The organism is Flavobacteriales bacterium, assembly GCA_025210295.1.
GTDB lineage: Bacteria > Bacteroidota > Bacteroidia > Flavobacteriales_D > Parvicellaceae > S010-51.
Window position 1 is genome coordinate 16879 of sequence record JAOASC010000002.1, and the last position, 23523, is coordinate 40401.

General features: G+C 35.3%; 12 protein-coding genes. 7 read left to right on the plus strand and 5 right to left on the minus strand.

What is annotated here, in order from left to right:
- The first annotated feature begins 5 nt into the window (after positions 1–5).
- Complete coding sequence (gene atpG / locus N4A35_00505; GenBank protein MCT4579869.1) at positions 6–884, plus strand: ATP synthase F1 subunit gamma; 879 nt, start codon at positions 6–8, stop codon at positions 882–884.
- Between the two features lie 57 nt (positions 885–941).
- On the opposite strand, the gene N4A35_00510 is transcribed toward atpG, so the two are convergent.
- Both N4A35_00510 and N4A35_00515 read right to left on the minus strand, forming a co-directional pair.
- Positions 942–1826 (minus strand): LytTR family transcriptional regulator, encoded by an 885-nt coding sequence (locus tag N4A35_00510; GenBank protein MCT4579870.1) that lies wholly within the window; start codon positions 1824–1826, stop codon positions 942–944.
- A gap of 3 nt (positions 1827–1829) precedes the next feature.
- Positions 1830–2987: an ArsA family ATPase gene (locus N4A35_00515; GenBank protein ID MCT4579871.1), complete on the minus strand. Its 1158-nt coding sequence runs from the start codon at positions 2985–2987 to the stop codon at positions 1830–1832.
- Between the two features lie 146 nt (positions 2988–3133).
- On the opposite strand from N4A35_00515, the gene N4A35_00520 reads away from it, so the two are divergent.
- From N4A35_00520 to N4A35_00530, 3 genes are all read left to right on the plus strand, one after another.
- A complete protein-coding gene (locus tag N4A35_00520; protein ID MCT4579872.1) occupies positions 3134–4318 on the plus strand; it encodes a DUF4105 domain-containing protein in 1185 nt (394 codons plus the stop codon).
- Positions 4319–4436: 118 nt separating this feature from the next.
- The gene (locus N4A35_00525) at positions 4437–10781 is read left to right on the plus strand and encodes a PKD domain-containing protein (GenBank protein MCT4579873.1); all 6345 of its coding nucleotides are present in this window, start codon (positions 4437–4439) and stop codon (positions 10779–10781) included.
- A gap of 25 nt (positions 10782–10806) precedes the next feature.
- Positions 10807–11835: a PorP/SprF family type IX secretion system membrane protein gene (locus N4A35_00530; GenBank protein ID MCT4579874.1), complete on the plus strand. Its 1029-nt coding sequence runs from the start codon at positions 10807–10809 to the stop codon at positions 11833–11835.
- A 33-nt stretch (positions 11836–11868) separates the two neighbouring features.
- Here N4A35_00530 and yiaA read toward each other — a convergent pair whose 3' ends face one another.
- Entirely contained in the window at positions 11869–12291 is a 423-nt protein-coding gene (gene yiaA / locus N4A35_00535) for an inner membrane protein YiaA (protein ID MCT4579875.1), read from the minus strand.
- A 200-nt stretch (positions 12292–12491) separates the two neighbouring features.
- Between yiaA and N4A35_00540 the strand changes: the two genes are divergently transcribed.
- A complete protein-coding gene (locus N4A35_00540) occupies positions 12492–13994 on the plus strand; it encodes a hypothetical protein (protein ID MCT4579876.1) in 1503 nt (500 codons plus the stop codon).
- A 61-nt stretch (positions 13995–14055) separates the two neighbouring features.
- On the opposite strand, the gene N4A35_00545 is transcribed toward N4A35_00540, so the two are convergent.
- Positions 14056–14583: a hypothetical protein gene (locus tag N4A35_00545; protein MCT4579877.1), complete on the minus strand. Its 528-nt coding sequence runs from the start codon at positions 14581–14583 to the stop codon at positions 14056–14058.
- Positions 14584–14861: 278 nt separating this feature from the next.
- Between N4A35_00545 and N4A35_00550 the strand changes: the two genes are divergently transcribed.
- Complete coding sequence (locus N4A35_00550) at positions 14862–20099, plus strand: gliding motility-associated C-terminal domain-containing protein (protein MCT4579878.1); 5238 nt, start codon at positions 14862–14864, stop codon at positions 20097–20099.
- Positions 20100–20165: 66 nt separating this feature from the next.
- Positions 20166–21614: a hypothetical protein gene (locus tag N4A35_00555; GenBank protein MCT4579879.1), complete on the plus strand. Its 1449-nt coding sequence runs from the start codon at positions 20166–20168 to the stop codon at positions 21612–21614.
- Here N4A35_00555 and N4A35_00560 read toward each other — a convergent pair.
- On the minus strand, positions 21607–23508 hold the full coding sequence (locus tag N4A35_00560; protein MCT4579880.1) for an ABC transporter ATP-binding protein: 1902 nt from the start codon (positions 23506–23508) through the stop codon (positions 21607–21609). The genes N4A35_00555 and N4A35_00560 overlap by 8 nt on opposite strands.
- Between the last annotated feature and the right edge of the window lie 15 nt (positions 23509–23523).

The following is a 23523-nucleotide window of genomic DNA, read 5'->3' on the forward strand; positions in this document are numbered from 1 at the left end:
AGTACATGGCAAACTTAAAAGAAATAAGAAATAGAATTACTTCTGTAAACTCAACAATGCAGATTACATCTGCAATGAAAATGGTATCTGCTGCTAAATTAAAAAGAGCGCAAGATGCAATTACTCAGATGAGACCTTATGCAGAAAAATTACAAGAAATATTAAGTAACTTATCTTCTTCTTTGGATACATCAGAAAATGAGTATGCGCAGGAAAGAGAAGTAAAAGATGTTTTAATTATAGGAATTACATCAAATAGAGGTCTTTGTGGAGGGTTTAACAACAACATCACCAAAAAGATTAAAGCTTTAGCTGCTTCAGAATATAAAGATTGTAACTTATCTGTTTTACCAGTAGGTAAAAAAATGATGGACGCAATTAAATATACTGATTGGGTAAATAAAGATGCTGAGTTATACCAAAACCCAGAAGAAATTTGGAATGATTTGACATTCAAAAATGTAAGCGAAATGGCCGTAACAATTATGGATGCTTACAAAGCTGAACGTTACGATAAAATCGTTTTAGTTTATAACTCTTTTAAAAACGCTGCTGTACAAATTGTTAAAAATGAGCAATTCTTGCCAATTATTGCTCCTGAAGAAGATGAATCTTCAAATGCAGCTGATTATGTGTTTGATCCCTCTAAAAAGGAAATAGTGAGAGATTTAATACCTAACTCTTTAAAAATACAACTGTACAAAGCTTTATTAGATTCACACGCTTCTGAGCATGGAGCTAGAATGACAGCAATGCATCAAGCTACAGATAATGCTACAGAATTAAAGAAAGAGCTACAGTTAACTTATAATAAAGCTAGACAAGCTGCAATTACCAATGAAATACTTGAAATCGTAGGTGGAGCAGAAGCTTTAAATAATTAAGGAAAATTATAGTCCTATAAATAACATTGAAGGCTTAACCGTAAGGTTAGGCCTTTTTTATTGTATAATTTTACTTTTAATGGCCTTAGAGAGACTTCTAGATACTGGAACAATTGTGCCTGTAGCATCGAAATGAAGTTTGTATCCTTGAGCGTTTCCAGATACATTTTTTACACTAGTTAAATTTACCAAATAGCTTCGATGAACCTTTTCAAGTGAATCTAATGATGGTTTTATCTGGTTGAAAATATTAGCTAAACTAACACGTATTAGAAGCTTTTCGGCCTTCCTGTTTTCCGTATACACTATTTCACAGTAATTGGATTGAGAATTTATGTATAAAATGTGCTCTGGGTTGATTGAAAAGGTTTCGTTTTTACCCTCTCCAATAACAGTAATAAGCCTTGGAGTATCAGGTGTTAACTTTACTTTAATTGCTTTAGTATCGATTTTTTTGTTAATCTCCTCTGAAGATTGAATGTATTTTTTAAGCAATCGATTTTGGTTGTATAGTATAATCCCAAAGATTGGAAAAATACCAATTAGAATGGTCAGCCAAATTACGCGAAACAAAATTCCAAATTGAAATTCAACACCCAAGACCAATAACCCATATATGATGATAAAAAATGCAATCGAAAAAAGAATGAGAACATTGAGGGTTAGTTCTTTTTTTACAGACCACTTTTCTTCAATGCAAAAAGATGGGCTAACAATGGGTATAATAAAAAATAAGACTAACGGAACTAGGAAGCTAATAAAACCATATACAGCACATTGACTTAATGTAAAATCAACATCCACACCAATGATAGAACTAGGCTTAAAAAAGTATAAAAAGAAAGTAACAAATACGAAAATAGCCGCGTTAACTTTAACTATATGCAGGAAAGAGATGTTCCAATCCCTAGGATAAGGTTTGTTTAAGACCTCTTTTAACATTGTTTAATCACGCTTTAAATCAATGGTTAACCAAGGTGCATCATAGGTGTAATGCTCCATTTTCATATAGTTGGCAAATTTTGGTAAAAAAACATTCTTACGTCTATTTTGTAAATCAATGATTAGTTCATCACCAAACTTTTTTAACTCAAAATCCTTTTCTTCAATAAAAGGTATTTTTAGCTTTACACGATAACCGTCTTCAATGTCTTTGACTTCTAATGGCTTTTCTAAGTGAAAGACCTGTGTTGGATCCTCGCCATTATAAATAGTGTTACCAATTTCATTGAGTAATTCGGTGCCAAAAACTTCTTTTCCTTGATGAGGAACTTTAAGAATGGGTAATGGAGCAAAACTTTCCTCAATTTCTTCAAGATATTCTTTTTGCTTCTTGATATAGTGACCAAATAGTGCCGTTTCAGACTCTGGTAATATTCTATTGACAACAACTGCATCTACATTATAACCATAAAGTTGTAAATAAGAATAAGCTCTTTTCGACTCTTGAACAACCATTCGCTCAGGATTGGCTACAATACGTATAGAACAGATTGTGGGATCTAAAAATGCCTTTTGAATGGTTTCTAATTTGTCAAACAATTGCTGCATCTCATCATAACCTTTATCAACAGGTATACCTGTGGTTTTTCTTACCACTTTCCCCAGTGTTCTCACAGCAAACTGTTGCCCAGGAAAAGCTTTGGTTAACCAAGATTTAGTTACTTGAGGTAAGCTCAAAAGCGTTAATGTTTCTCCGGTAGGAGCACTATCTATTACAATAACATCAAAAGTGTTTTCTCTGTAAAACTTTTCAATCCAAAGAAAAGCAGCACCTTCTTCCATTCCTGGTAATACAGAAAGCTCTTCTGCTACCACATTTTTCACCCCCTGAAACTTAAAAATAGCTTTCATCATTTCACGCATATTACCCCAGTATTTTTTCATGGAATAATAAACGTCAAACTCCATACACCATAGGTTTTCAGCTATTTCAGTTGGTTCAGGCTCAAGTTTTTGATTTAAGGCATCGCTTAGACTATGAGCTGGATCAGTTGAGATGATTAATGTTTTTTTTCCTTGCTGAGCAGACTTTAATGCTGTAGCAGCTGCTGTAGTTGTTTTTCCAACCCCTCCTTTTCCTGTAAATAGTATAATCCTCATAGTTCTTCTCGTAAAGAAGCAAGCTTCCTCATAGTTTAAGGTGCTAAGATATTTATTTCATTCGATATTTCGTTGATTTCTCATCCTGCATTCTCAGGATTAACGTTATTTTCTTAATTTTGAATTGCATTTTTAAGTTGTTTTTCATGAAGTATATCTTATTATCGATTGGTCTATTTTTTCTTTTTCAAATAAATTATAGCCAAAGACTTTCTCAAGGAACAGTGATAAGTGTGATTACCTGTGATGAAGGAGATGAAATTTATTCGCTGTTCGGACATAGTGCTCTGAGAGTTAAAGACGTAAGAAACCATATCGATTTTGTATACAATTGGGGGATGTTTGAATTTGGAAGTGATGAACTCGATTTTCAATATCGCTTTGCCAAAGGAAAGCTAAAATACTATATGGCTGAAGAGTTGTTTGAAAATTTTATGTACACCTATCAACTAGAAGAAAGAACGGTTAGAGAACAAATTCTAAACCTAACATACAAACAAAAAATACAATTGTGGAATGCAATACAGGAGAACTATAAACCAGAAAACCGTTATTATAGATATGATTTTTTCTTCGATAATTGTTCAACAAGAATAGGGGAGTTGTTAAAAAATGCTTTAGGTGAAAGTTTAAACTCTTCAGAATTACCCGAGGCCAATCGATATACATATCGCCAATTAATAGATAAACAAGTACACACTTCTCAACCCTGGTCAGATTTCGGTATAGACTTAGCTTTAGGTAAGAAAATAGATAAGATTACGACGAGTGAAGAAATGCAGTTCTTACCCAAGTATTTAGAACAGTTTTTGGCTTTATCTAAGATCCAAACTACTACAGGAGAGCAAAATCTAGTTGCCAGAGAAAAGGTATTGTTAGTTGGGAAAAGCAGAGTGAGCAGCACTTATGACGGGTGGGCTCCTTCTACAATTACTTGGGGGGTATTCTTTTTGGTATTGGTTATCCATTTGATCAATAAACGAGTGTTGTCACTTTCTTTGGATGTAATGATGTTGTTATTATTTGGAATATTAGGGGGAGTAGTTCTTTTTTTATGGTTGGGGACTGATCATGAACCTACAAAATCTAATTTTAATTTGTTATGGGCCAACCCTATTCACCTTGTTACAATAGTGTTGTTGCTTTTTAAGAAAAAGTTACTAAATAAGTATGCTTTATTTATGGCTTTTTATTCTTTTGCAATCATTTTGTTTTGGATTGCTTTACCGCAAGAATTTAATGAGGCTGTTAGACCATTAATCCTCATTCAAGTGTTGATTTATTATTATTTATATTCAAGTACTAAAGCGCTATCCCTTGATAGTGAATAAGGTTAAGAAAATATTAATTATCACATGATTATCAGCTTTTATCGCTGATTTAGATAAAAAGACTACCATAATACTGTATTTTTTTGTAGCATTGCATAATTAATAAATTAGGTGTGTTATGTTTAAAAAAATACTAATATTTTTATGTTTGTTTTCGATTTCTTATGTGTTAAAAGCACAATCAGGAACTGATTTTTGGTTAGCTCCACCAGAGGTAACATCAGGTCACGTAACAGATAATCCTGTAATGCTGAGGATTGCGACTGGAGCAAATCCGGCAACAGTAACAATTTCTCAGCCTGCAAATCCAGGGTTTAATGGAGGAACTCCTATCGTCTTAACAATGGCTGCAAATGCAGCAACTACAGTCGATTTATCAGCAGAGTTAAATAACCTTGAGACAAGGCCATCCAATACTGTGCTCAATACGGGGTTGCATATTAGTTCGACACAAAAAATTACTTGTTACTATGAAATAAATACTGGTTTTAACCCAGATATATATGCGCTTAAAGGAGATAATGGATTGGGAACTGAATTTTATACACCTTTTCAATCAAAATGGCGAAATGGAAATTATTCTCCAACGCCATACACGTCTTTTGATATCGTAGCAACACAAAATAATACAACAATATTAATTTACCCAAGAGTTCCTTTAGATGGAGGACACCCAGCGTTAACATCATATACCATAACGTTGAATCGTGGTCAAACCTATTCTGGTTCTGTAACGAGTACATCTGGTATAGATAATCCTGCAGGAACAGCTATAGTTTCTGATAAACCTATTGCAGTTTCAACAAAAGATGATTCTGTATGGCCGCAGCCAGCAGGTTGTAGAGATTTAGTAGGAGATCAATTAGTCCCAACAAATATTGTAGGAACAGACTACATTGTTCAAAGAGGTGGATTAACAGTTCCTGAAAGTGCATTTATTACAGCGACAAGAAATAATTGTATTGTAACTGTGGCTGGAACTTACGTTACAACCCTTTTTGCAGGAGAGACTTACGAAGTGCCTATTACAGCTCAAGCAACGTATATCAATTGCTCCGAACCAGCATATTGTTTTCATATTTCTGGATTTGGTTGTGAAGTTGGTGGAGCCTTATTACCTCCATTAAATTGTGCTGGGTCTGATCAAGTAAACTTCGTACGTTCTACAACTGAGTTTTTTGGCCTAAATATCTTAGTTCCTACAGGTTCTCAAGGAAATTTTGCTTTGAATGGAAATACAACACTTATACCAGCAGGAGCATTCTCGCCAGTTCCAGGTACAGGAGGAGCTTGGATGGAAGCCCAAATTTCATATAATACAACAGATATTCCGATCAATACCAATATGCTTATTACGAATACTTCAGACGCTTTTGCTGTTGGTATTATCAATGGAGGAGCATCTTCAGGTTGTCGATTTGGTTATTTCTCTGAGTTTGCCGCTAAAATTGATATTAGTGCAGGTGTAGACCAGACAGTATGTGCCAATGATAGTGCAACATTGAATGGATCTGTGGCAGGAGGTTCTACCACAGGAATTTGGACAGGAGGTTCAGGGCAGTTCTTGCCTAGCGCAACAGCATTGAACGCGACTTATGTACCAAGTCCAGCTGATATCTCGCTAGGTACTATTATTTTAACGTTGACTTCTACAGGGAATTGTACACCAGTAGATGATCAAATGCAATTGTCTTTTTCTCCTGCACCAGTCGCTAATGCAGGAAGTGATGTTTCTGTTTGTGAAAATAATCCAGCCGTTTCTTTAAATGGTAGTGTAACCATAGCAGCAAGTGGTGTTTGGAGTGGAGGAGCAGGAACATATAGCCCAAATAGTTCTAGTTTAACAACCTCATATACCCCAACAGCTGCAGAAATTAATGCAGGAACATTAGTAATGACCTTGACAACAACAGGAAATGGTGTTTGTAATGCAGAAACAGATAATGTCATTGTAACATTTACACCATCACCTACAGTTGATGCCGGAGTTAATCAAACAGTGTGTTCTAATAATGCACAAGTCAACTTAGCTGGGTCTCGTACATTGGCTACAGGAGTGATTTGGAGCGGAGCTGGAACATTTTCTCCGAATGTTAACGCATTAAACCCTAATTATACACCATCAGCAGCAGAAATATTATCAGGAAACACAGTCTTGACCTTAACAACCACAGGGAATGGAAACTGTAATGCAGTATCGGATGTTGTAACACTTAATTTTACACCATCACCTACAGTAAATGCCAGTACAGATCAAACCGTTTGTTCGAATAATTCGGCAGTTACCTTAAATGGTTCCACGACGGTGGCTACAGGGGGGCAATGGACAGGAGGATTAGGAGTTTTTCTTCCAAATAATAATACGCTAAATGCAACCTATAACCCAACAAGTGCTGAGATTGCCAATGGGAGTTTAAACTTAACGCTAACGACAACAGGAAATGGAAATTGTAATGCAGAAACAGATAACATGACCATTAACTTTACCCCTTCTCCAACAGTTGAGGCAGGTGCTGCGCAGACAGTTTGTAGTAGTAGCCCAGCGGTAACTTTAGGAGGTTCTGTAACCGTTGCAACTGGAGGTTTCTGGTCGGGAGGAGCAGGAACATTTTCTCCAAACGCAGCAGATTTGAATGCTACTTATACACCATCGGCAGCTGAAATTACAACAGGCTCTGTTCAATTAATGCTAACAACCACAGGAAATGGTAACTGTAATCCAGTATCTGATAGTGTTATGATTACAATAACACCAACACCAACAGTAAATGCAGGACCAAACCAAACTTCATGTGCCAACAACTCAGCGGTTAATTTAGGAGGAGTAATCACAACTGCGACAGGAGGAATTTGGAGTGGAGGAACAGGTAACTTCGTTTCGTCTAATACAGATATAAATGCAGTTTATACACCATCAAATGCAGAAGTTACAGCAGGAAGTGTCAACTTAACTCTAACTTCTACTGGAAATGGTAACTGTCCGGCAATCACAGATGATATTTTAATTACGATTATACCAGCTCCAGTTGCTGACGCTGGATTAGATCAAACAGCTTGTTCTAATAATGCATCGATTAACCTTGTTGGTTCTGTAAATGGAGCTAGTGGTGGACAATGGTCGGGTGGTTTAGGAGCTTTTTCTCCGAGTAATAATGCTTTAAATGCCACTTATACACCTAATGCTACAGAATTGGCAAACGGAAGCGCAACGATAACCTTAACAACAACAGGGAATGGAGTCTGTAATGCAGAGTCAGATAATATGTTAATAACCTTTACTCCAGCGCCAACAGTAGATGCTGGTTTAGATATTACTTCATGTGAAAATAACCCTCAAGTGACGTTAAATGGAAACGTTACAATAGCAACAGGAGGACAATGGATTGGAGGAACAGGAAGTTTTACTCCATCGAATACTGATTTAAGCGCAACTTATACACCATCAACTTCTGAAATTACCAATGGAACAGCTCTACTGATTCTACAATCGACTGGAAATGCCAATTGTAATATGGAAAGTGATAGTGTTGTCATTACTATAGATCCATCTCCAGTAGTTGCTGCTGGTGTAGATCAGACAATATGTGTGAATAACTTGAACGTTGTACTTTCGGGTTCTGTTTCAGGAATTACCAATACAGGAAACTGGACTACTTCAGGTTCAGGATTCTTTGTGCCAAACTCCACAGCACTCAATGCGAACTATGTTCCAAGTGCTGCTGATTCAATAGCGGGAAGTGTAATGCTGACCTTAACATCTACCAATAATGTCGCTTGTACACCAGTTTCTGATAGTATGTTGGTAACAATTTTACCTGCTGGTATTGCCAATGCAGGGTCAGATGTAACTGTATGTGCAAACAACTCTACCATAAACTTAGCAGGAAGCGTGAGTGGTGGAGCAAGTACAGGTGTTTGGACAACAAATGGAACAGGAGTGTTTGTACCAGATAATCAAACATTGAATGCAAACTATATTCCAAGCCCTGCTGATGCAGCTTTAGGTTCTGTGACACTAACACTAACTGCTAATAGTTGTGATGCTGATACCGATAATATAACCGTAACCATTACCCCAGCTCCAATTGTTGCAGCTGGACAAGATGTAACAGTATGTGCTAATAGTTTAACCATCCCATTAAACGGAAGTGTATCAGGTGCTACAACAACAGGAGTGTGGACAACTAGTGGTACAGGGACATTTAATCCATCGAATACTGATTTGAATGCCAGTTATATTGCTAGTTCTCAAGATTCACTTAATCAAACCATAACTTTGGTGCTTTCGGCAACTAGCATTGGTCAATGTGCACCAGAAACAGATACTATGGTCATTAACATCTTTCCAACTGGTACAGCAGATGGAGGAGCAGACCAAGTGCTTTGTGAAAATAACGGAAATGTTCAGTTAACTGGAGTTATTGGTGGTGGTGCCACAATTGGGGAGTGGAACTCCAGCGGATCAGGAACTTTTGTACCAAATATTAATGATATGAATGCTGTTTATGTGCCAAGTGCAGCAGATTTAATTTTGGGATCTGTAAATATTAGTTTATCGGCAACAAACAGTTGTAACAATGCTTCAGATGTAATAGGAGTAACGTATACACCAGCTCCAACGGTTAATGCAGGAGCTGACACTTCGGTATGTGGAACGAATGCAGTAATTGCGTTAAGCGGAAATATTATTGGAGCAGTTGGAGGAGAATGGAGTACAAATGGAACAGGGGTATTTAGTCCTAATATTCAATCATTAAATGCTATATATAGTGCAAGTAGCCAAGATGTAGCTAATGGAGGAGTTTGGATTTATTTAACTTCTATTGGTAATGGCGATTGTAACGCAGTAGTTGATTCTATGAGATTAACCATTACAACAGGAATTAATGTAAATGCAGGAGTAGATCAAACAGTATGTTCGACATCTTCTTTTACCGTATTACAAGGTGTGGTATCGAATGGATCAACAACTGGAGTGTGGAGTACGCTTGGGTCAGGAACGTTTACACCAAGTACTACATCATTGACTACCGAATATCACTTTGGAGCAGGAGATTTAGTTAATGGAAGTGTCGATTTAGTCTTAACATCTACCAATAATGGAAGTTGTATCGCTGAAACAGATACCATGACGATTAACTTTGGAAGTAATGCCTATGCTTCTGCTGGAAATGACTTCTTTATGTGTGGGTCAGAGCCAAGCACAGCACCATTAAATGGTTATGTTTCAGGTGGGGCAACACAAGGACAGTGGTCTACTTTAGGGACAGGAAGTTTCTCTAGTTTAACAGATTTTAATGCTGTATATACACCAAGTGTTACTGATTTTGCAAATGGATTCTTTGAACTAGTGTTAACAACTACAGACCATGGTTCGTGTCTAGAAGGTGTTGATACTGTTATGGTAACAATCGAAGCTGTTCCATCTGCTAATGCAGGTGTGAATATCCAAGCTTGTACAACATCTGATTCAATTCCATTATCGGGATCTGTTTCTAACGTTTCAGGAGGACAATGGTCAACAGGTGGAACAGGTACATTCCATCCAAATGATACGACATTGAATGCGGTTTATGTTCCTAGTATTGCTGATTTAGGTAGTGGAACAATTCAAGTTTATTTAACGACAATAGGATCTCAAATATGTGGAAGTGATATGGATTCTATAACCATCGAGTTTGCTGATCCATTGACCGTAGATTTTGCTAATTCTGATGGTTGTGAAAATAATTTTATGAGTTTTTACGATAGTACAATTGTTCATTTTGGTTCTATTTCTGAATGGAATTGGGATTTTGGAGATGGAGGTACATCGCAATCACCTAATCCAATCCACCTTTATACAAACTCTGGGGCTTATGATGTTGTCTTAGAAGTAGTATCCAATTTAGGGTGTGAATATACTTTAACTCAATCTGTTGTTGTTCAAGGTTCGCCTATTGCGAATTTCTCATTGCCAACAGGGGATGTGATTGTAGGACAGGAAGTCGGGTATTCTGATTTATCAGTAGGAGGAGTATCTTGGTATTGGACATTTGGAGATGGTTTTGGAAACTCAACAGACCAAAATCCAACTTATACATACGCTACTGAAGGTGATTATAATGTCTTACAAACTGTTACCAATGCTTTCGGATGTTCTGATACAGCCTTGTTAACGCTAACAGTATTGCCAGAAGAAGAGCCTTATTATCCTCCAGTTGTTCCATCTGGTTTCTCTCCAAATGGAGATGGGGAAAATGATGTGTTGTATGTAAGAGGTGGACCTTTTGATTCGGTTATTTTGAGAGTTTATAATAACTGGGGTAACCTTATCTTTGAGTCAAATGATGTAAACGTTGGATGGGATGGAACTCATAATGGAAAAGACCAACCAAAAGGCGATTACGTATATAGTGCAATTGTAATTGGACTGGATGGAAAAGAGTATATTAAGAAAGGAAGTGTATCAATTATTAGATAACAAATTAGAACAAAACATTAAGAATATGAAAACAGTATTAAAATATATTTCGTTAGCTTCTACTTTGTTTTTTATGATGAATACAGAAGCTTTTGCTCAAGACTATCACTATACACAGTTTGATGAAATTGAGCCAATGTTCAACCCAGCTAGAACGGGGATGTTTAAGGAGTATAAATATAGAGCTGCAACTCAGTTTAGGAATCAATGGAGGTCAGTAGCTACTAAACCTTTTACAACGTTCTCTTTGGCGTACGATATGCCTGTAAATGAAAGATGGGGAGTGGGTGCATATTTGACCAATTACGATGGGGCTAAAATTTATAATGCTTTTAACTTTGTTGTTTCTGGTGCGTACCGTATTACCAATCCAAAAGACAATAAGCATTTGTTGACGACTGGACTTCAAGCTGGAGTGATTTATAAAAACACCAATAACTTGGATTTAGTTTTTGATAATCAATATTACAAAGGAACATTTAATAATCAACTGCCAAGTGAAGAGTCGTTTGTAAGGTTTAATAAAACAATGCCAGAGTTTAACTATGGAATTTATTATGAGTATACAGATGATAAAAAGAGGTATCATCCATTTGCTGGTATTAGTGTTTTCCATATTACCTCTCCTAAAGAATCTATTTTAATGGAGTCGGTTGATTCTAAACTTCCTAGAAGATTTTCGTTTAATGGAGGATCTAAGTTTAATATCACTAAAGAGTTTGATGTTAATGTACAAGCATTATACATGATGCAAGGAACCGCTCGAGAGTTAGCATTTGGCTTGTTAGGTTCATACAGAATGAAAGGCCAAAGTGTAGGTTCATATAGTATTAAAGAGCAAAATTTAGAGTTCTTCTTTGGATCTAATTATAGACATAAAGACGCGATAGGAATTATATTAGGTTTACAATATGATTACCTCCGTTATAAAATTAGCTATGATATTACAACTTCTACACTGAATAGTGTAAATGATGGAAGAGGAGCTATAGAATTTTCGATGGTGTTCCAACCAAAGAATGGCTATAGAAAACGTGGACGTAAAAAGTTTTAATTATAAAAAAAGGGAGGTTTTAACCTCCCTTTTTTATTTCTTATTGTTGTATAATGCCAGGTCTCTTGTGTTTTTTTGAACCGTAATAGCAGCAAACAAACTTAAAGTGAAAGACATGCCATAAAATCCTTTTTCACTAGCAGTTAAATCTGCATTCCATAAACCAATAATCAGTAACAGTATAGAAGCTATTGTTCCAAACCAACTAATACCATAGTATATATCTGTAACTTTAATGTCTTCTAAACGATCTCGAACACTTTTTTGAACAGATACAGCAGCAAATAAGCCAAATAATAAAATGACAAAGTAGTATCCTTTTTCGTTTAAGGCCATAGCAGCATTCCAAAGTCCTATACAGTAAGCGGTCATTCCAGTTAAAAGAACTGTCCAAGATGCTCCAACAAATGCCCCTGTAGGCTTATTAAGGTCTTTGTTCGCTTTATTGTGCTTCATTACTTTACTTTCTTTAATTTCTAATTCGTTAGTTAAATTTTCCATAACAATTGATTTTTTAATTTGATACCACAAAGATGAGCTGAATTAAATGTTGTTGAAAATTAAAAATTATGATATATTTATGTTTTAAACGCATTGGAAGTTATTTATTTTGCTGATAAACAGTTTTTTATGTTTTTTTATAATTACGATATAAAATGGATTTAAGAGCGGTGTTTTTACGGTTTTCTAATGAGGAAACGAAGAAGTTTAAATTGTTTTTAAAGGAACAAAGCAAACGGCCTGATCAAAAAAACGTTGAATTGTTTGGCCTGCTGAAAGATGCAAAAGTTAACCTAAAGCAAATACCAGAATTGCTTTATGGTAAGGATAATAAAAATGCATATCATGCCCTGAGAAAGCGATTATTGGATTCATTTATTCAGTTTAAATCTAAAGAGTTAATTTCAAAAGAAATCTCAGAAGAACTAGAGGTAACTAAATTGTTGGTAGTAGCAAGAGGTTTATTTCAGCAGCAATTATACAATCAAGGAGATGAGTTGCTTAGGAAAGCAGAGATTAAGGCAGAAGAGCTAGGTAGCTATCTTTTATTAAATGAAGTATATCATGTAATGATCGAGTACAATAGTTTCACCAATACTGAGCTGGGAGAAATCATGGATAAGTCGGAAAAAAATCTACACCTATTGATTAATGAAGAGAAGCTGAATAAAATATATGCATTAATAAAAAATTATTACAAAGATGCTTCACAGCCTGCGTATCAATCTTTTGATGAGCTTCAGGCAGAACTTTTTGCTAAATATGAAGTTTCAGATGACATTAGATACAGTTATCGGATTGTGTACCAATTAGCTCAAATGGCTCATGCGTTTGCAATTGCTACCAAAGATTATTTATCTATTGAGCGTTTTGTAATTAATAACTACAATCAAATTAAGTCAACTGCCCCCAAGACGCTTAATGAGCAATATTATAAGCTTCAAATATTATATATCATAGCCAATATTTATTTTAGGAAAAAGTCATTTGATCAAAGTCTTGCAACTTTAGATGAGCTTCATGTGATCTTAAAAAAAACGCACAAGTTAGAGCAGCATTTTAGACCTTTATGGAGTTGTTTGTATTCACTGAATTTAAATTATCAAGGAAAGCATGAGGAAGCTAAAAACATATTGTTAGCGTTAATAAGTCAAAAAGTAAGCTATGAAACCTTTGCAATGTTGGATGTTTATTTATGTTTGGTCGTTTATGAATTTCAACAAGAAAACTTTAAAGAAGCAAAGAAACGTTTAGCTCGGTTTTATCATACCGACTCATGGTACATTAAACAGGCTGATATTGAGTGGGTAATAAAACGGAATTTGATCGAAATTTTGACGTTTATAGAACTGGACGATTATGATTATGTAACATCAAAAGTAAAGCATTTTGAAAGAAAGTATATCCCATATTTAAAGGAGACTAATAAGGATAGAGTAGTACAGTTTTTTAATGTGATAAAAACCGTTTATTTAAAAGAGGAAAATCCTAGTTCACCAGAATTTAAGGAGTTGATTGAACTGGGGTTTAATTGGAAAATACCAATCAGAGAAGATATTTTTGAAATTAGTTTCTATGCTTGGCTTAAGGCAAAAATGGAACAAGAACCTCTCTATACTACAACCTTAAAGCTAGTCAATAAAACCAGTTTAGAATAAATGAGCACAAAAAAAAGGAGTTGAATATTCAACTCCTTTTTTTAATTTGTTTTGCAAATGATTAAGCTTTGTTCATTTTTACAGAAACTTTAGCACCTTTAACCATTTTATCTAAATCAATCATAGCAGGAACTTGCTCAATTAAATCAGGTCTTTCAGCTTTTACTTGTTCCAATAAAGACTCTCCAGTAAAACCGATTGTTACTTCATTAGCTGAAGAAGAAATGATATCTAAATTAATGTTGAATTTTTCTCCATCAATCTCACCGTTTAAGTTTAATACTTTTCCAGATTGTTTCCAGTTAAACTCCTGAGTTTCATCAGCGTGATCAGCATGTTTTAATAAAGCTTTACCATCAGCCAATAATTCTAAAGTAACTTTGTTAGCCTCATCTTTAGCTTCAGCAGAAGTTGCTTCTTTTTTTGCTTCTTCAACCCCTTGTTTCATTTCTTCAGGAAAACCTTCGCCTAATACTAAATCCAAACTAGAAGGATCTACTTTCCATGTTCCTTCTAAGCTTGCTCCACCACAAGAGTTTAAGAATAATGCAATAGAAATTAATACAGCCGAAATAATAATACGTTTCATATAAATCTTTGTTTTTTAATGAATTAAATTTTTTTTGCAAGTATAATGCTATCCGATGCAAAAAAAAATATTTCACTCATTTATTTTAAGATAATTCTGTAAGTTTTAGAGGGTAGAGCTGCTTTTTGTACGATTAAAGGAGATTAACGCTGTTTGGGATTTAAGGAATAGGTAGAAAAGGGAACTCCATTCAAGATTTCTTGAGTTAGTTTTAGTTGAAAATAGTTGTTTGCTATACTCCTTTTTTTGTATCAATATTTTTCGTCGTATATTGCATTATGATTCGTTTAATCGTAGTATTTCTCTTTCTAACTTTTTGGGGTTTTTCCCAAGAGCATAAAGGCGGCTATACTTTTATCGAAAATAAAAATCAATGGCATCAGAATGTTCAATATAAAGCAGATGTACAAAGTGGTTTTTTCTATCTAGAAAATGATGGCTTTTTATTCAATTTAATGGATGTTAAAAAAGCAAATGCCTATATCAAATCGCATTATGACAAGACCATCAATCGAGATTTTAAAACACTAGATTGGCACGCTTATAAAGTTCAGTTCAAAAATTCAAGTCCTAATGTTGAGTTAGAAGGAAGTGATCAAACTCCAGAGTATTATAATTTTTTTGTTGGAGATGATGCCTCTAAATGGGCTGGAAATGTCAAGGCTTATCATACGATTAATTATAAAGGAATTTATGAAGGAATAGACGCTAGAGTTTATACAAAATTGTTTGACTTAAAATACGATTTAATTGTTAGAAAAGGAGCAAATCCCAATGCGATAGCTATAGCATATCAAGGTGCTGATAAAGTGGAAATACGAAACGAAAGGCTACATATCTTTACAACAGTTAACCATATTGTAGAAGATAAGCCCTTTGCTTATCAAATTATAGAAGGAAAGGTGGTAGAAGTTCCTTGTGCTTATCGTTTAGATGGAAATGTGTTAACTTTTGATTTGCCAGAAGGATACCATCCATCTTATGATTTAGTTATTGATCCAACTTTAAAATTTTCAACATATTCTGGGTCGTTTTCTAATAATTTTGGTTATACCGCAACATTCGATTCTAAAGGTTTTTTATATTCTGGAAGTTCTGCTTTCGGAAATCAATACCCTACAACCTTAGGGGCTTATAATACCTCTTTTAGTGGAGGAATCGTTGATATTGCTATTTCTAAGTTCGACACCACTGGAACCTTTTTGCTGTATTCAACTTATTTAGGAGGAAGTAGTGATGAATTACCACATAGTTTAATCGTTAATAGTTTAGATGAGTTGTTTGTTTTAGGAACAACAAGTTCGAATAACTTTCCAACAACAGTAGGATGTTATGACGCTACTTTTAATGGAGGAACCCCGAACAACTTACAAAATGGTCTAGGTGTAAATTATGTGAATGGATCCGATTTAATTGTCTCACACCTTAGTGCAAATGGTGCTAATTTATTAGGCTCTACTTATTTAGGAGGGAGCCAAAACGATGGGTTAAATTCTACTTCTACCAATGCAAACTTAAACATCTTACGTTATAATTATGCTGATGAAGTAAGGGGGGAGTTGGATATTGACCAAAACAACAATATTTATATTATCAGTTGTACTAGAAGTTCAGATTATCCTGTAACTGCTAATGCTTTTCAAACAACCTATGGAGGAGGAAGTTTAGATGCTTGTGTGACCAAAATGGATAATGCTTTGCAAAATGTAATTTGGAGTTCTTTTCTAGGAGGTGAGAACCATGATGCAGGTTATTCCTTAGCATTAGACAGTCAAGATGATTTGTATGTGACAGGTGGTACGGCCTCTGTTTCTTTTCCAACAACCACAGGAGCTTATCAAACTACATTACAAGGTGGAAGAAGTGATGGTTTTATTACCAAAATAAGTCAAGATGGACAATCAATCGTCAATTCTAGTTATTATGGTTCTTCAACTTATGATCAAAGTTATTTTGTAGAATTGGATAATGATAATGCTGTTTATCTGTTTGGACAAACGGAACATTCCGGGACAGATTTTATTCAAAACGCAACATGGAATGTCCCTGGGAGTGGACAGTTTATTAGTAAGTTAAGCCCACAGTTAAATACAAGAATATATTCAACTGTTTTTGGAGCTGGGAATGGGATTAATATCTCGCCAACAGCTTTTTTAGTTGATGTTTGTGATAAAATATACCTCTCTGGATGGGGAGGAAGTGTTAATAGTTTAGGGTCACTTGCCAACAATGCCGGAACAACCAACAATATGCCGATTACTTTTGATGCTTTTCAAAGTACAACAGATGGAAGTGACTTTTATGTAATGGTGATGCAAGATGATGCGACCAGTTTAGTGTATGGATCGTATTTTGGAAGCGCTTCGGCTACTGAACATGTAGATGGAGGAACCAGCCGATTTGATCGAAAAGGAAAAATTTATCAAGCCATGTGCGCAGGGTGTGGAGGAGATTCTAATATGCCAATTCTGCCAGCTAATGCAGTATCTAGCACCAATAATAATAGTTGTAATCTTGGGGTGTTTAAAATGGATTTTGAAATCCCATCGATTATAGCCGATTTTGTAGCTCCTCCTTTAGGTTGCGCCCCTTATACTTATACGTTTGAGAACACCAGTTTAGTACAACCCAATACAACATATAGCTGGGATTTTGGAGATGGTAATACCAGTAGTGTCGCGAATCCAACCAATAGCTATACTCAACCAGGTACTTATACTATTCAGCTTATTGTATCAGACGCTGCATCTTGTAATTTAGCAGATACAATTGAACAGGAAATTATTGTGCTGGGGAATACATCAAGTAGTTTACAAACGGTAAATATTTGCCCTTCAGAAACGGCTCAAATAGGATTGTTGCCCAATCCTGATCCATCAATTACTTACCAATGGTCTCCTGCTACAGGTTTGAGCAGTACAACAGTTTCTAATCCTTTTGCTAATCCAACTATTACAACAAACTATATCTTGCTAGTCTCGAATGGAACTTGTACCGATACTGTTCGACAAACGGTCCAAGTCAATACCCCTTTGCTATCGGTTTCTGACGATACCACACTTTGTTTTGTTGCTGGTAATGTAAATTTAGTTGCCAATTCTTCAGGAACAAGTGATGCGTTTGTTTGGTCTTCTTCCAACTTATTTCAAGATACATTAAATGGAAATATTAATGACAGTGTCTTGTCGTTAATGCCTGCCAATACTGCCCAGTTTTATATCAAGGCGAATAATAATGGATGTGAAATTATAGATAGTGTGGCAGTAACAACTATTTATGGGGATGTTACGGTTTCAGGGAGCAATGCCATTTGTGCTGGGGATGCACTTAGTATTTCTGCAAGTACCACTTTTTCTGGAGGAGTCAACCTTACTTATGATTGGTCTCCAGATGCCAGTATTAATAGTGGAGACGGTTCTCCAACTATTCAAGTGAGTCCGTTAGTGACAACTACTTATGCTTTGGCCATCAATGCAGATGGTTGTTTAGATACCTTAGAACATTTGGTTCACGTTACGGCTGTAGATGTTTTTATTCCTAATGATACGATAGTTTGTAATGCTAATTTAGGAGTGAATTTTAATGCAACTTCATCGTTAGGAAATACCAGTTTTGTTTGGTCAACTAATGCTCAGATTACCGATACCATTAATGGAAATGCTTCCAATGGAAGTTTAGCAGTTTTACCTCAAAATGATACTACATTGTATATTTTGGCAGAGAGCAATGGTTGTTCGGTTGTGGATAGTGTTTCTGTAGATGTAGTTTTTGGTCAAACAGGAATTATAGGACCTGTAGCTGGATGCCAGGGAGATTTAATCACCTTACAAGCAACCAATACAGCATCAACCAATAATGTAAATTATGATTGGGAACCTGATGGTACAATTATCAGTGGAGATGGAACGGCTTCTGTTGTCGTTAGTCCACAAGCGAATACTGTATATCGTTTGTATGCAGAAAATGGTGGTTGTTTTGATACTTTACAGCATGTTCTTACGATAACGCCTATTGAATTGGTGGTAACAGAAGATACTGTTCTTTGTTTTGATACACTCACTGTTGATTTAGTTGCTAATGCCAATGGAACTTCATCAGAATATATATGGTCTTCAACTGCAAGTTTTGCCGATACTTTGAATGCACCAATTGTAAACAACCAAATTACAGTGCAAGGTTCAGGTTTTGATGTGTATTATGTAAAGGTTGAAAATAATGGATGTATTTTGATAGATAGTGTTATGATCTCTTCTGTGTTTGGAAACCACCATGTAGTAGCTCCTCCATCAATGTGTAAAGGAGATACCGTATCTGTAATGGTACATAATGACTATTTGTTTAATACAATGGTGCATGATTGGGAGCCAGATTCAGTGATTGTGTCTGGAGACTTCTTTACACCAATATTAACAAACCCAACTCAAACAACACACTATACTGTTACCTCAAGCTTTGGCCAATGTTCAGATGTTATCAGTTTTACAATTAATGTGGTGGATTTAACCTTGTCAACAAGTAATGATACTGTTTTATGTACTGATACATCAATCATTGATTTGTGGGCAAATACTGGAGGTACAAGTTCAAACTTTGTATGGTCGCAAGATCCCAATTTTTCGGATACGATTAATCAACCTTTATCAGATAGCACCATTACTATAAGCCCTGTTGAGCCTACCATGTATTATGTGCAAGTTAGTGAAGATGGTTGCGTGTTGACGGATAGTGTATCTGTAGTGGTAACTTCTGGTCAAATTTCTTTAAGCGTTCCTGGTGAAATCTGTAGGGGAGATCAAACAACAATAACCGTTACCAATTTAGCACCTAATTACCCATTAACTTATGATTGGTCTCCGGATAATCAAATAATTGCAGGAGATGGAACAACAACAATCACTGTTCAGCCTGATACAACAACTGTGTATACTGTTCAAGGAACTAATACTTTCGGATGTGAAGTAGAAGATGAAGTTACAGTAACGGTCAATCAACTAGGGTTTATTAATGTCCAAGCAACAGCGAGTAACGATACGATTGTTGAAGGAGGCAGTACAACACTTTATGCTAGTCCAAATGGGGGCAATTATACCTATACTTGGATAGAAGGAGTGAGTAGTCCTAATAGTGCTGTAACACAAGTTAATCCAACAATAACAACAACGTATTATTTAACAGTAGAAGAGAATGGTTGTACAAAATCAGACTCGATTACTATTTATGTTAAGGAGTTGCTATGTGGAGAAGAAGATGTCTATGTTCCCAATGCGTTTACACCTAATAGTGATCATGCTAATGATAATTTGTACGTAAGAGGAAACAATATAGAAAAACTTTTGTTTAGGGTTTATGATAGATGGGGTGAATTAGTATTTGAAACCACCCAGCAAGGAAAAGGATGGGATGGAAAATATAAAGGTAAGGATTGTGATCCAGCTGTATTTGTATACTATTTAGAGGTAACTTGTGGGGAGGGAGAAACCTATTTTGAAAAAGGAAACATCACTTTGATTAGATAAGCTGTTAAAGACTTCCTAAATGAATGAGAATAAAAAGAAAAAATATGTTACTTTGTAATTAAGGTAATGAAGAAAATAAAATACTCCATACTCATTTTGTTTCTGTTTTTTATCGCAGAAAATTATATGGCTCAATTGACCTATTTTGATTGGGTGAATCCTGTGGAGAAATCAGAAGTGCCAATTTCAAAGCTTATAGCATTTGATGATTATAAGGTGGTAGTCTTTAAGTCGTCTCAACAAAAGATAAGATTAGATTTTATTGATGCTGAAAAAGATGTAAGTACTAAGGTATTGACCTTAAAAGGTAAATGTCTTGGGGTGTATAGGGTAGGCGATGCTTTAACTATTTTTTCGTCTGTTTATAATGGTAGAACAAAGAAGAATGAATTGTATGCACAATTGATAGCTACAGATGAGGTTAAAGAGGTGTTAGTTGCTGAACAAGCTTTGGTTGGAAAACTACATAATAATTTTAAAGTGAGCATAAGTCCTGATTTTAAGCAATTATTTGTACTTGTTGAAAAACCGCATAACAAAGGAAAAAAAGAAGCTATTGTCTTCAACGTCTACAATGAGCAATTTAAGTTATTGAGATCTCAACCTTATTTAATGAATACCATTTATTCTCAAAAACGAAGAATAAATGTTCCTATGATTAATAACAAAGGAGAGGTGTTTCTCTTAAAGCGCCATCGCGTTCAAAATCAAAGTAAATATTATGTTATAGGGTATAGTACGGGAGGAAATGTGAGTTTTAAAGAGTTTAAATTGAATTATAAACCAATTTTAGATGCTCAATATGTCTTAGATGCTAATGGACAACTCATTGTTGGAGGAACCTATACCTCTCCTAATAGTATGAGGGCAGAGGGCATTTATATTGCTAAGTTTGATGTGAATGCAAATATGGTTTATAGAAAAGAATATGGTTTTAGACATGAAACAATGCTTGCTTTTACAACTGAAAAAGTATTGAAAAAAAATGGGTTAGGGTTGTCTAACTTTAAGACCAATTCGGTACTTATACAAAAAGAAAATATTGCGCTAATTTTAGAACATCGCGAAAGTAAAGCCAATACTAAAACAGGTGTCAATAAAGAGTTAAAAGATGGAATTATTATCTGTTCGTTTGATCATAAAGGAAACTTCATTTGGGATGTACCTTTAAAAATGAATCAAAATGATTGGACAGAAAAAGGATATTGGAATTCTTTTATTTGCTTTAACGATACAGCAAACAATAATTTATCTATTGTTTATAATGAGGTAGGGTATTTTGATAAAAAGGCAGACAATGATTTTGGTGAAAATGTAGCGGTAGGAGCAAGAAATATAACCATTGATAACCAGGGTAATTATAAAGTTGGCCCTGTAAAGGATAGTTTTAAAGGTGCTCCGTTCGACTTGGTTTTTAATGCAAAAATTACACAACAAGTTGGGGATAAGATCTATCTATTAGCAGAACCTCTTGATAAAACAAAGTACTTGTTTGGAGTCGCTAAAACTAATTAGCAATACTCGATTCTACAGTAAGTCCTTTAGGAATTGCAGCAATTAATTTTTTAGTGTATTCTGAAGATGGTGAGCTATAAACTGTTTCAGTTTCTCCAATTTCTTCAATCTTTCCTTTGTTCATTACCATAATACGATCACTCATAAATTTTACTACAGATAAATCATGTGAAATGAATAAGTAGGTTAGTTTATACTCTTCTTTTATTTCGTTGAGTAGGTTTAAGACTTCAGCTTGAACAGAAACATCTAATGCTGAAACAGATTCGTCGCAAATGACTAATTTCGGTTTTAGGGCAATTGACCTTGCAATACATATTCGTTGACGTTGTCCTCCAGAAAACTCGTGAGGGTATCGATGGTAATGTTCGGGTTTAAGCCCTACTTTAGTTAAAAGCGATTGAACTTCAGCAACGACTTCCTTTTTGTTGTTGTAGAGTTGGTGAACAATTAATGGCTCAGCTATAGCTTCTCCAACTGTTACTTTAGGGTTCAGTGAAGAGTAAGGGTCTTGGAAGATGATTTGAATTTCATTTCGTAATTTCCTCATCTGTCGATTGGTATATCCTGAAATTTCTTTCCCATCATAAATAACTTCTCCAGAAGTAGGTTCAATCAATTTTAGTAGGGTTCTGCCTAATGTTGTTTTTCCGCAACCAGATTCACCAACTAGCCCTAGGGTCTCCCCTTTATAAACATCAAAAGAGACATCATCAACAGCTTTGACCCATTCTTTGGGTTTTCCTATTAAGCTTTTTTCTTTTGGGAAATAGGTTTTTAGGTGCTTTACAGAAACCAATGGAGGACGGTTATATAAGACTTCGTGTTTTTCTTGGAGGGCAGTTTTATCGAGTTTTAAAGTTTCTAATACTGCGTCTACAGAAAGAGAAGTTGCTTGCATCTTATCACCAACTTCTGTCATAAATAAATCTCTGGTTGGCAGTTGGCGGAGACGTATATCTAAAGGTGGTCTACATGCTAACAAACCTTTGGTGTAAGGGTGCTGGGCATTGGTGAAAATTTCTTGAACAGAGCCTTGTTCTACAATGGCTCCTTTATACATCACTAGAACTTTATCGGCCAATTCAGCAATAACTCCTAAGTCATGTGTAATGAATATAATCCCCATTTTAAACTCTTTTTGGAGGTCTTTCATTAATTTTAAAATCGACTTTTGTACTGTAACGTCTAAGGCTGTTGTTGGCTCGTCGGCTATCAGCAATGAGGGGTTGCAGGATAACGCCATTGCAATCATCACACGTTGTTTTTGTCCTCCAGATAATTGATGAGGATAACTGTCGAATAGATGCTCTGGTCGAGGTAGTTGAACTTTTTTAAAGAGTTCTATGGTTTTTATGCGTGCTTTCTTTTCACTTGGTGTTAGCCATTTTTTATTAAAAAAACGAGCTTTTCCTACAGTCGCTATATTGCCTATTTTTCTAAAAAGGTTTAAGAATTGATAACCCAATTTTGTAGCGATTTTTGCTCCGCTTGAGATATTGGTTAAATCTTGTTGATGTAATAATAGCGCTTCAGACACTTGATTACCACAGGTGTATACAGGATTTAAAGCTGTCATTGGTTCTTGGAAAATCATTGCAATATCATTCCCTCGAATCTTGCGCATTTCTACCTCCGAAATTTTAGCTAAGTCTATGGTTTCTCCAGCCTTGGTAAAAAGAATTTCACCAGTTCTTTTTACTTTTTCATCCTCAGGAAGAAGACGCATAGCATTCAACGAAGTTACAGATTTTCCAGAGCCAGATTCTCCTACTATCCCAATGGTTTCTCCTTTTTTTAACTCAAAACTAATCTCATTTACAGCAGTAAAATAGCCTTCTTCAGTCTTAAACTGCGTAGTAAGATTTTTGATATTCAATAAGGTGTTTTCCATTTTGAAGTTTAGGCA

Coding starts and splice junctions, on each gene's coding strand:
- atpG (MCT4579869.1), top strand. CDS start 6: ATGGCAAACTTAAAAGAAATAAGAAATAGAATTACTTCTGTAAACTCA.
- N4A35_00510 (MCT4579870.1), bottom strand. CDS start 1,826: ATGTTAAAAGAGGTCTTAAACAAACCTTATCCTAGGGATTGGAACATC.
- N4A35_00515 (MCT4579871.1), bottom strand. CDS start 2,987: ATGAGGATTATACTATTTACAGGAAAAGGAGGGGTTGGAAAAACAACT.
- N4A35_00520 (MCT4579872.1), top strand. CDS start 3,134: ATGAAGTATATCTTATTATCGATTGGTCTATTTTTTCTTTTTCAAATA.
- N4A35_00525 (MCT4579873.1), top strand. CDS start 4,437: ATGTTTAAAAAAATACTAATATTTTTATGTTTGTTTTCGATTTCTTAT.
- N4A35_00530 (MCT4579874.1), top strand. CDS start 10,807: ATGAAAACAGTATTAAAATATATTTCGTTAGCTTCTACTTTGTTTTTT.
- yiaA (MCT4579875.1), bottom strand. CDS start 12,291: ATGAAGCACAATAAAGCGAACAAAGACCTTAATAAGCCTACAGGGGCA.
- N4A35_00540 (MCT4579876.1), top strand. CDS start 12,492: ATGGATTTAAGAGCGGTGTTTTTACGGTTTTCTAATGAGGAAACGAAG.
- N4A35_00545 (MCT4579877.1), bottom strand. CDS start 14,583: ATGAAACGTATTATTATTTCGGCTGTATTAATTTCTATTGCATTATTC.
- N4A35_00550 (MCT4579878.1), top strand. CDS start 14,862: ATGATTCGTTTAATCGTAGTATTTCTCTTTCTAACTTTTTGGGGTTTT.
- N4A35_00555 (MCT4579879.1), top strand. CDS start 20,166: ATGAAGAAAATAAAATACTCCATACTCATTTTGTTTCTGTTTTTTATC.
- N4A35_00560 (MCT4579880.1), bottom strand. CDS start 23,508: ATGGAAAACACCTTATTGAATATCAAAAATCTTACTACGCAGTTTAAG.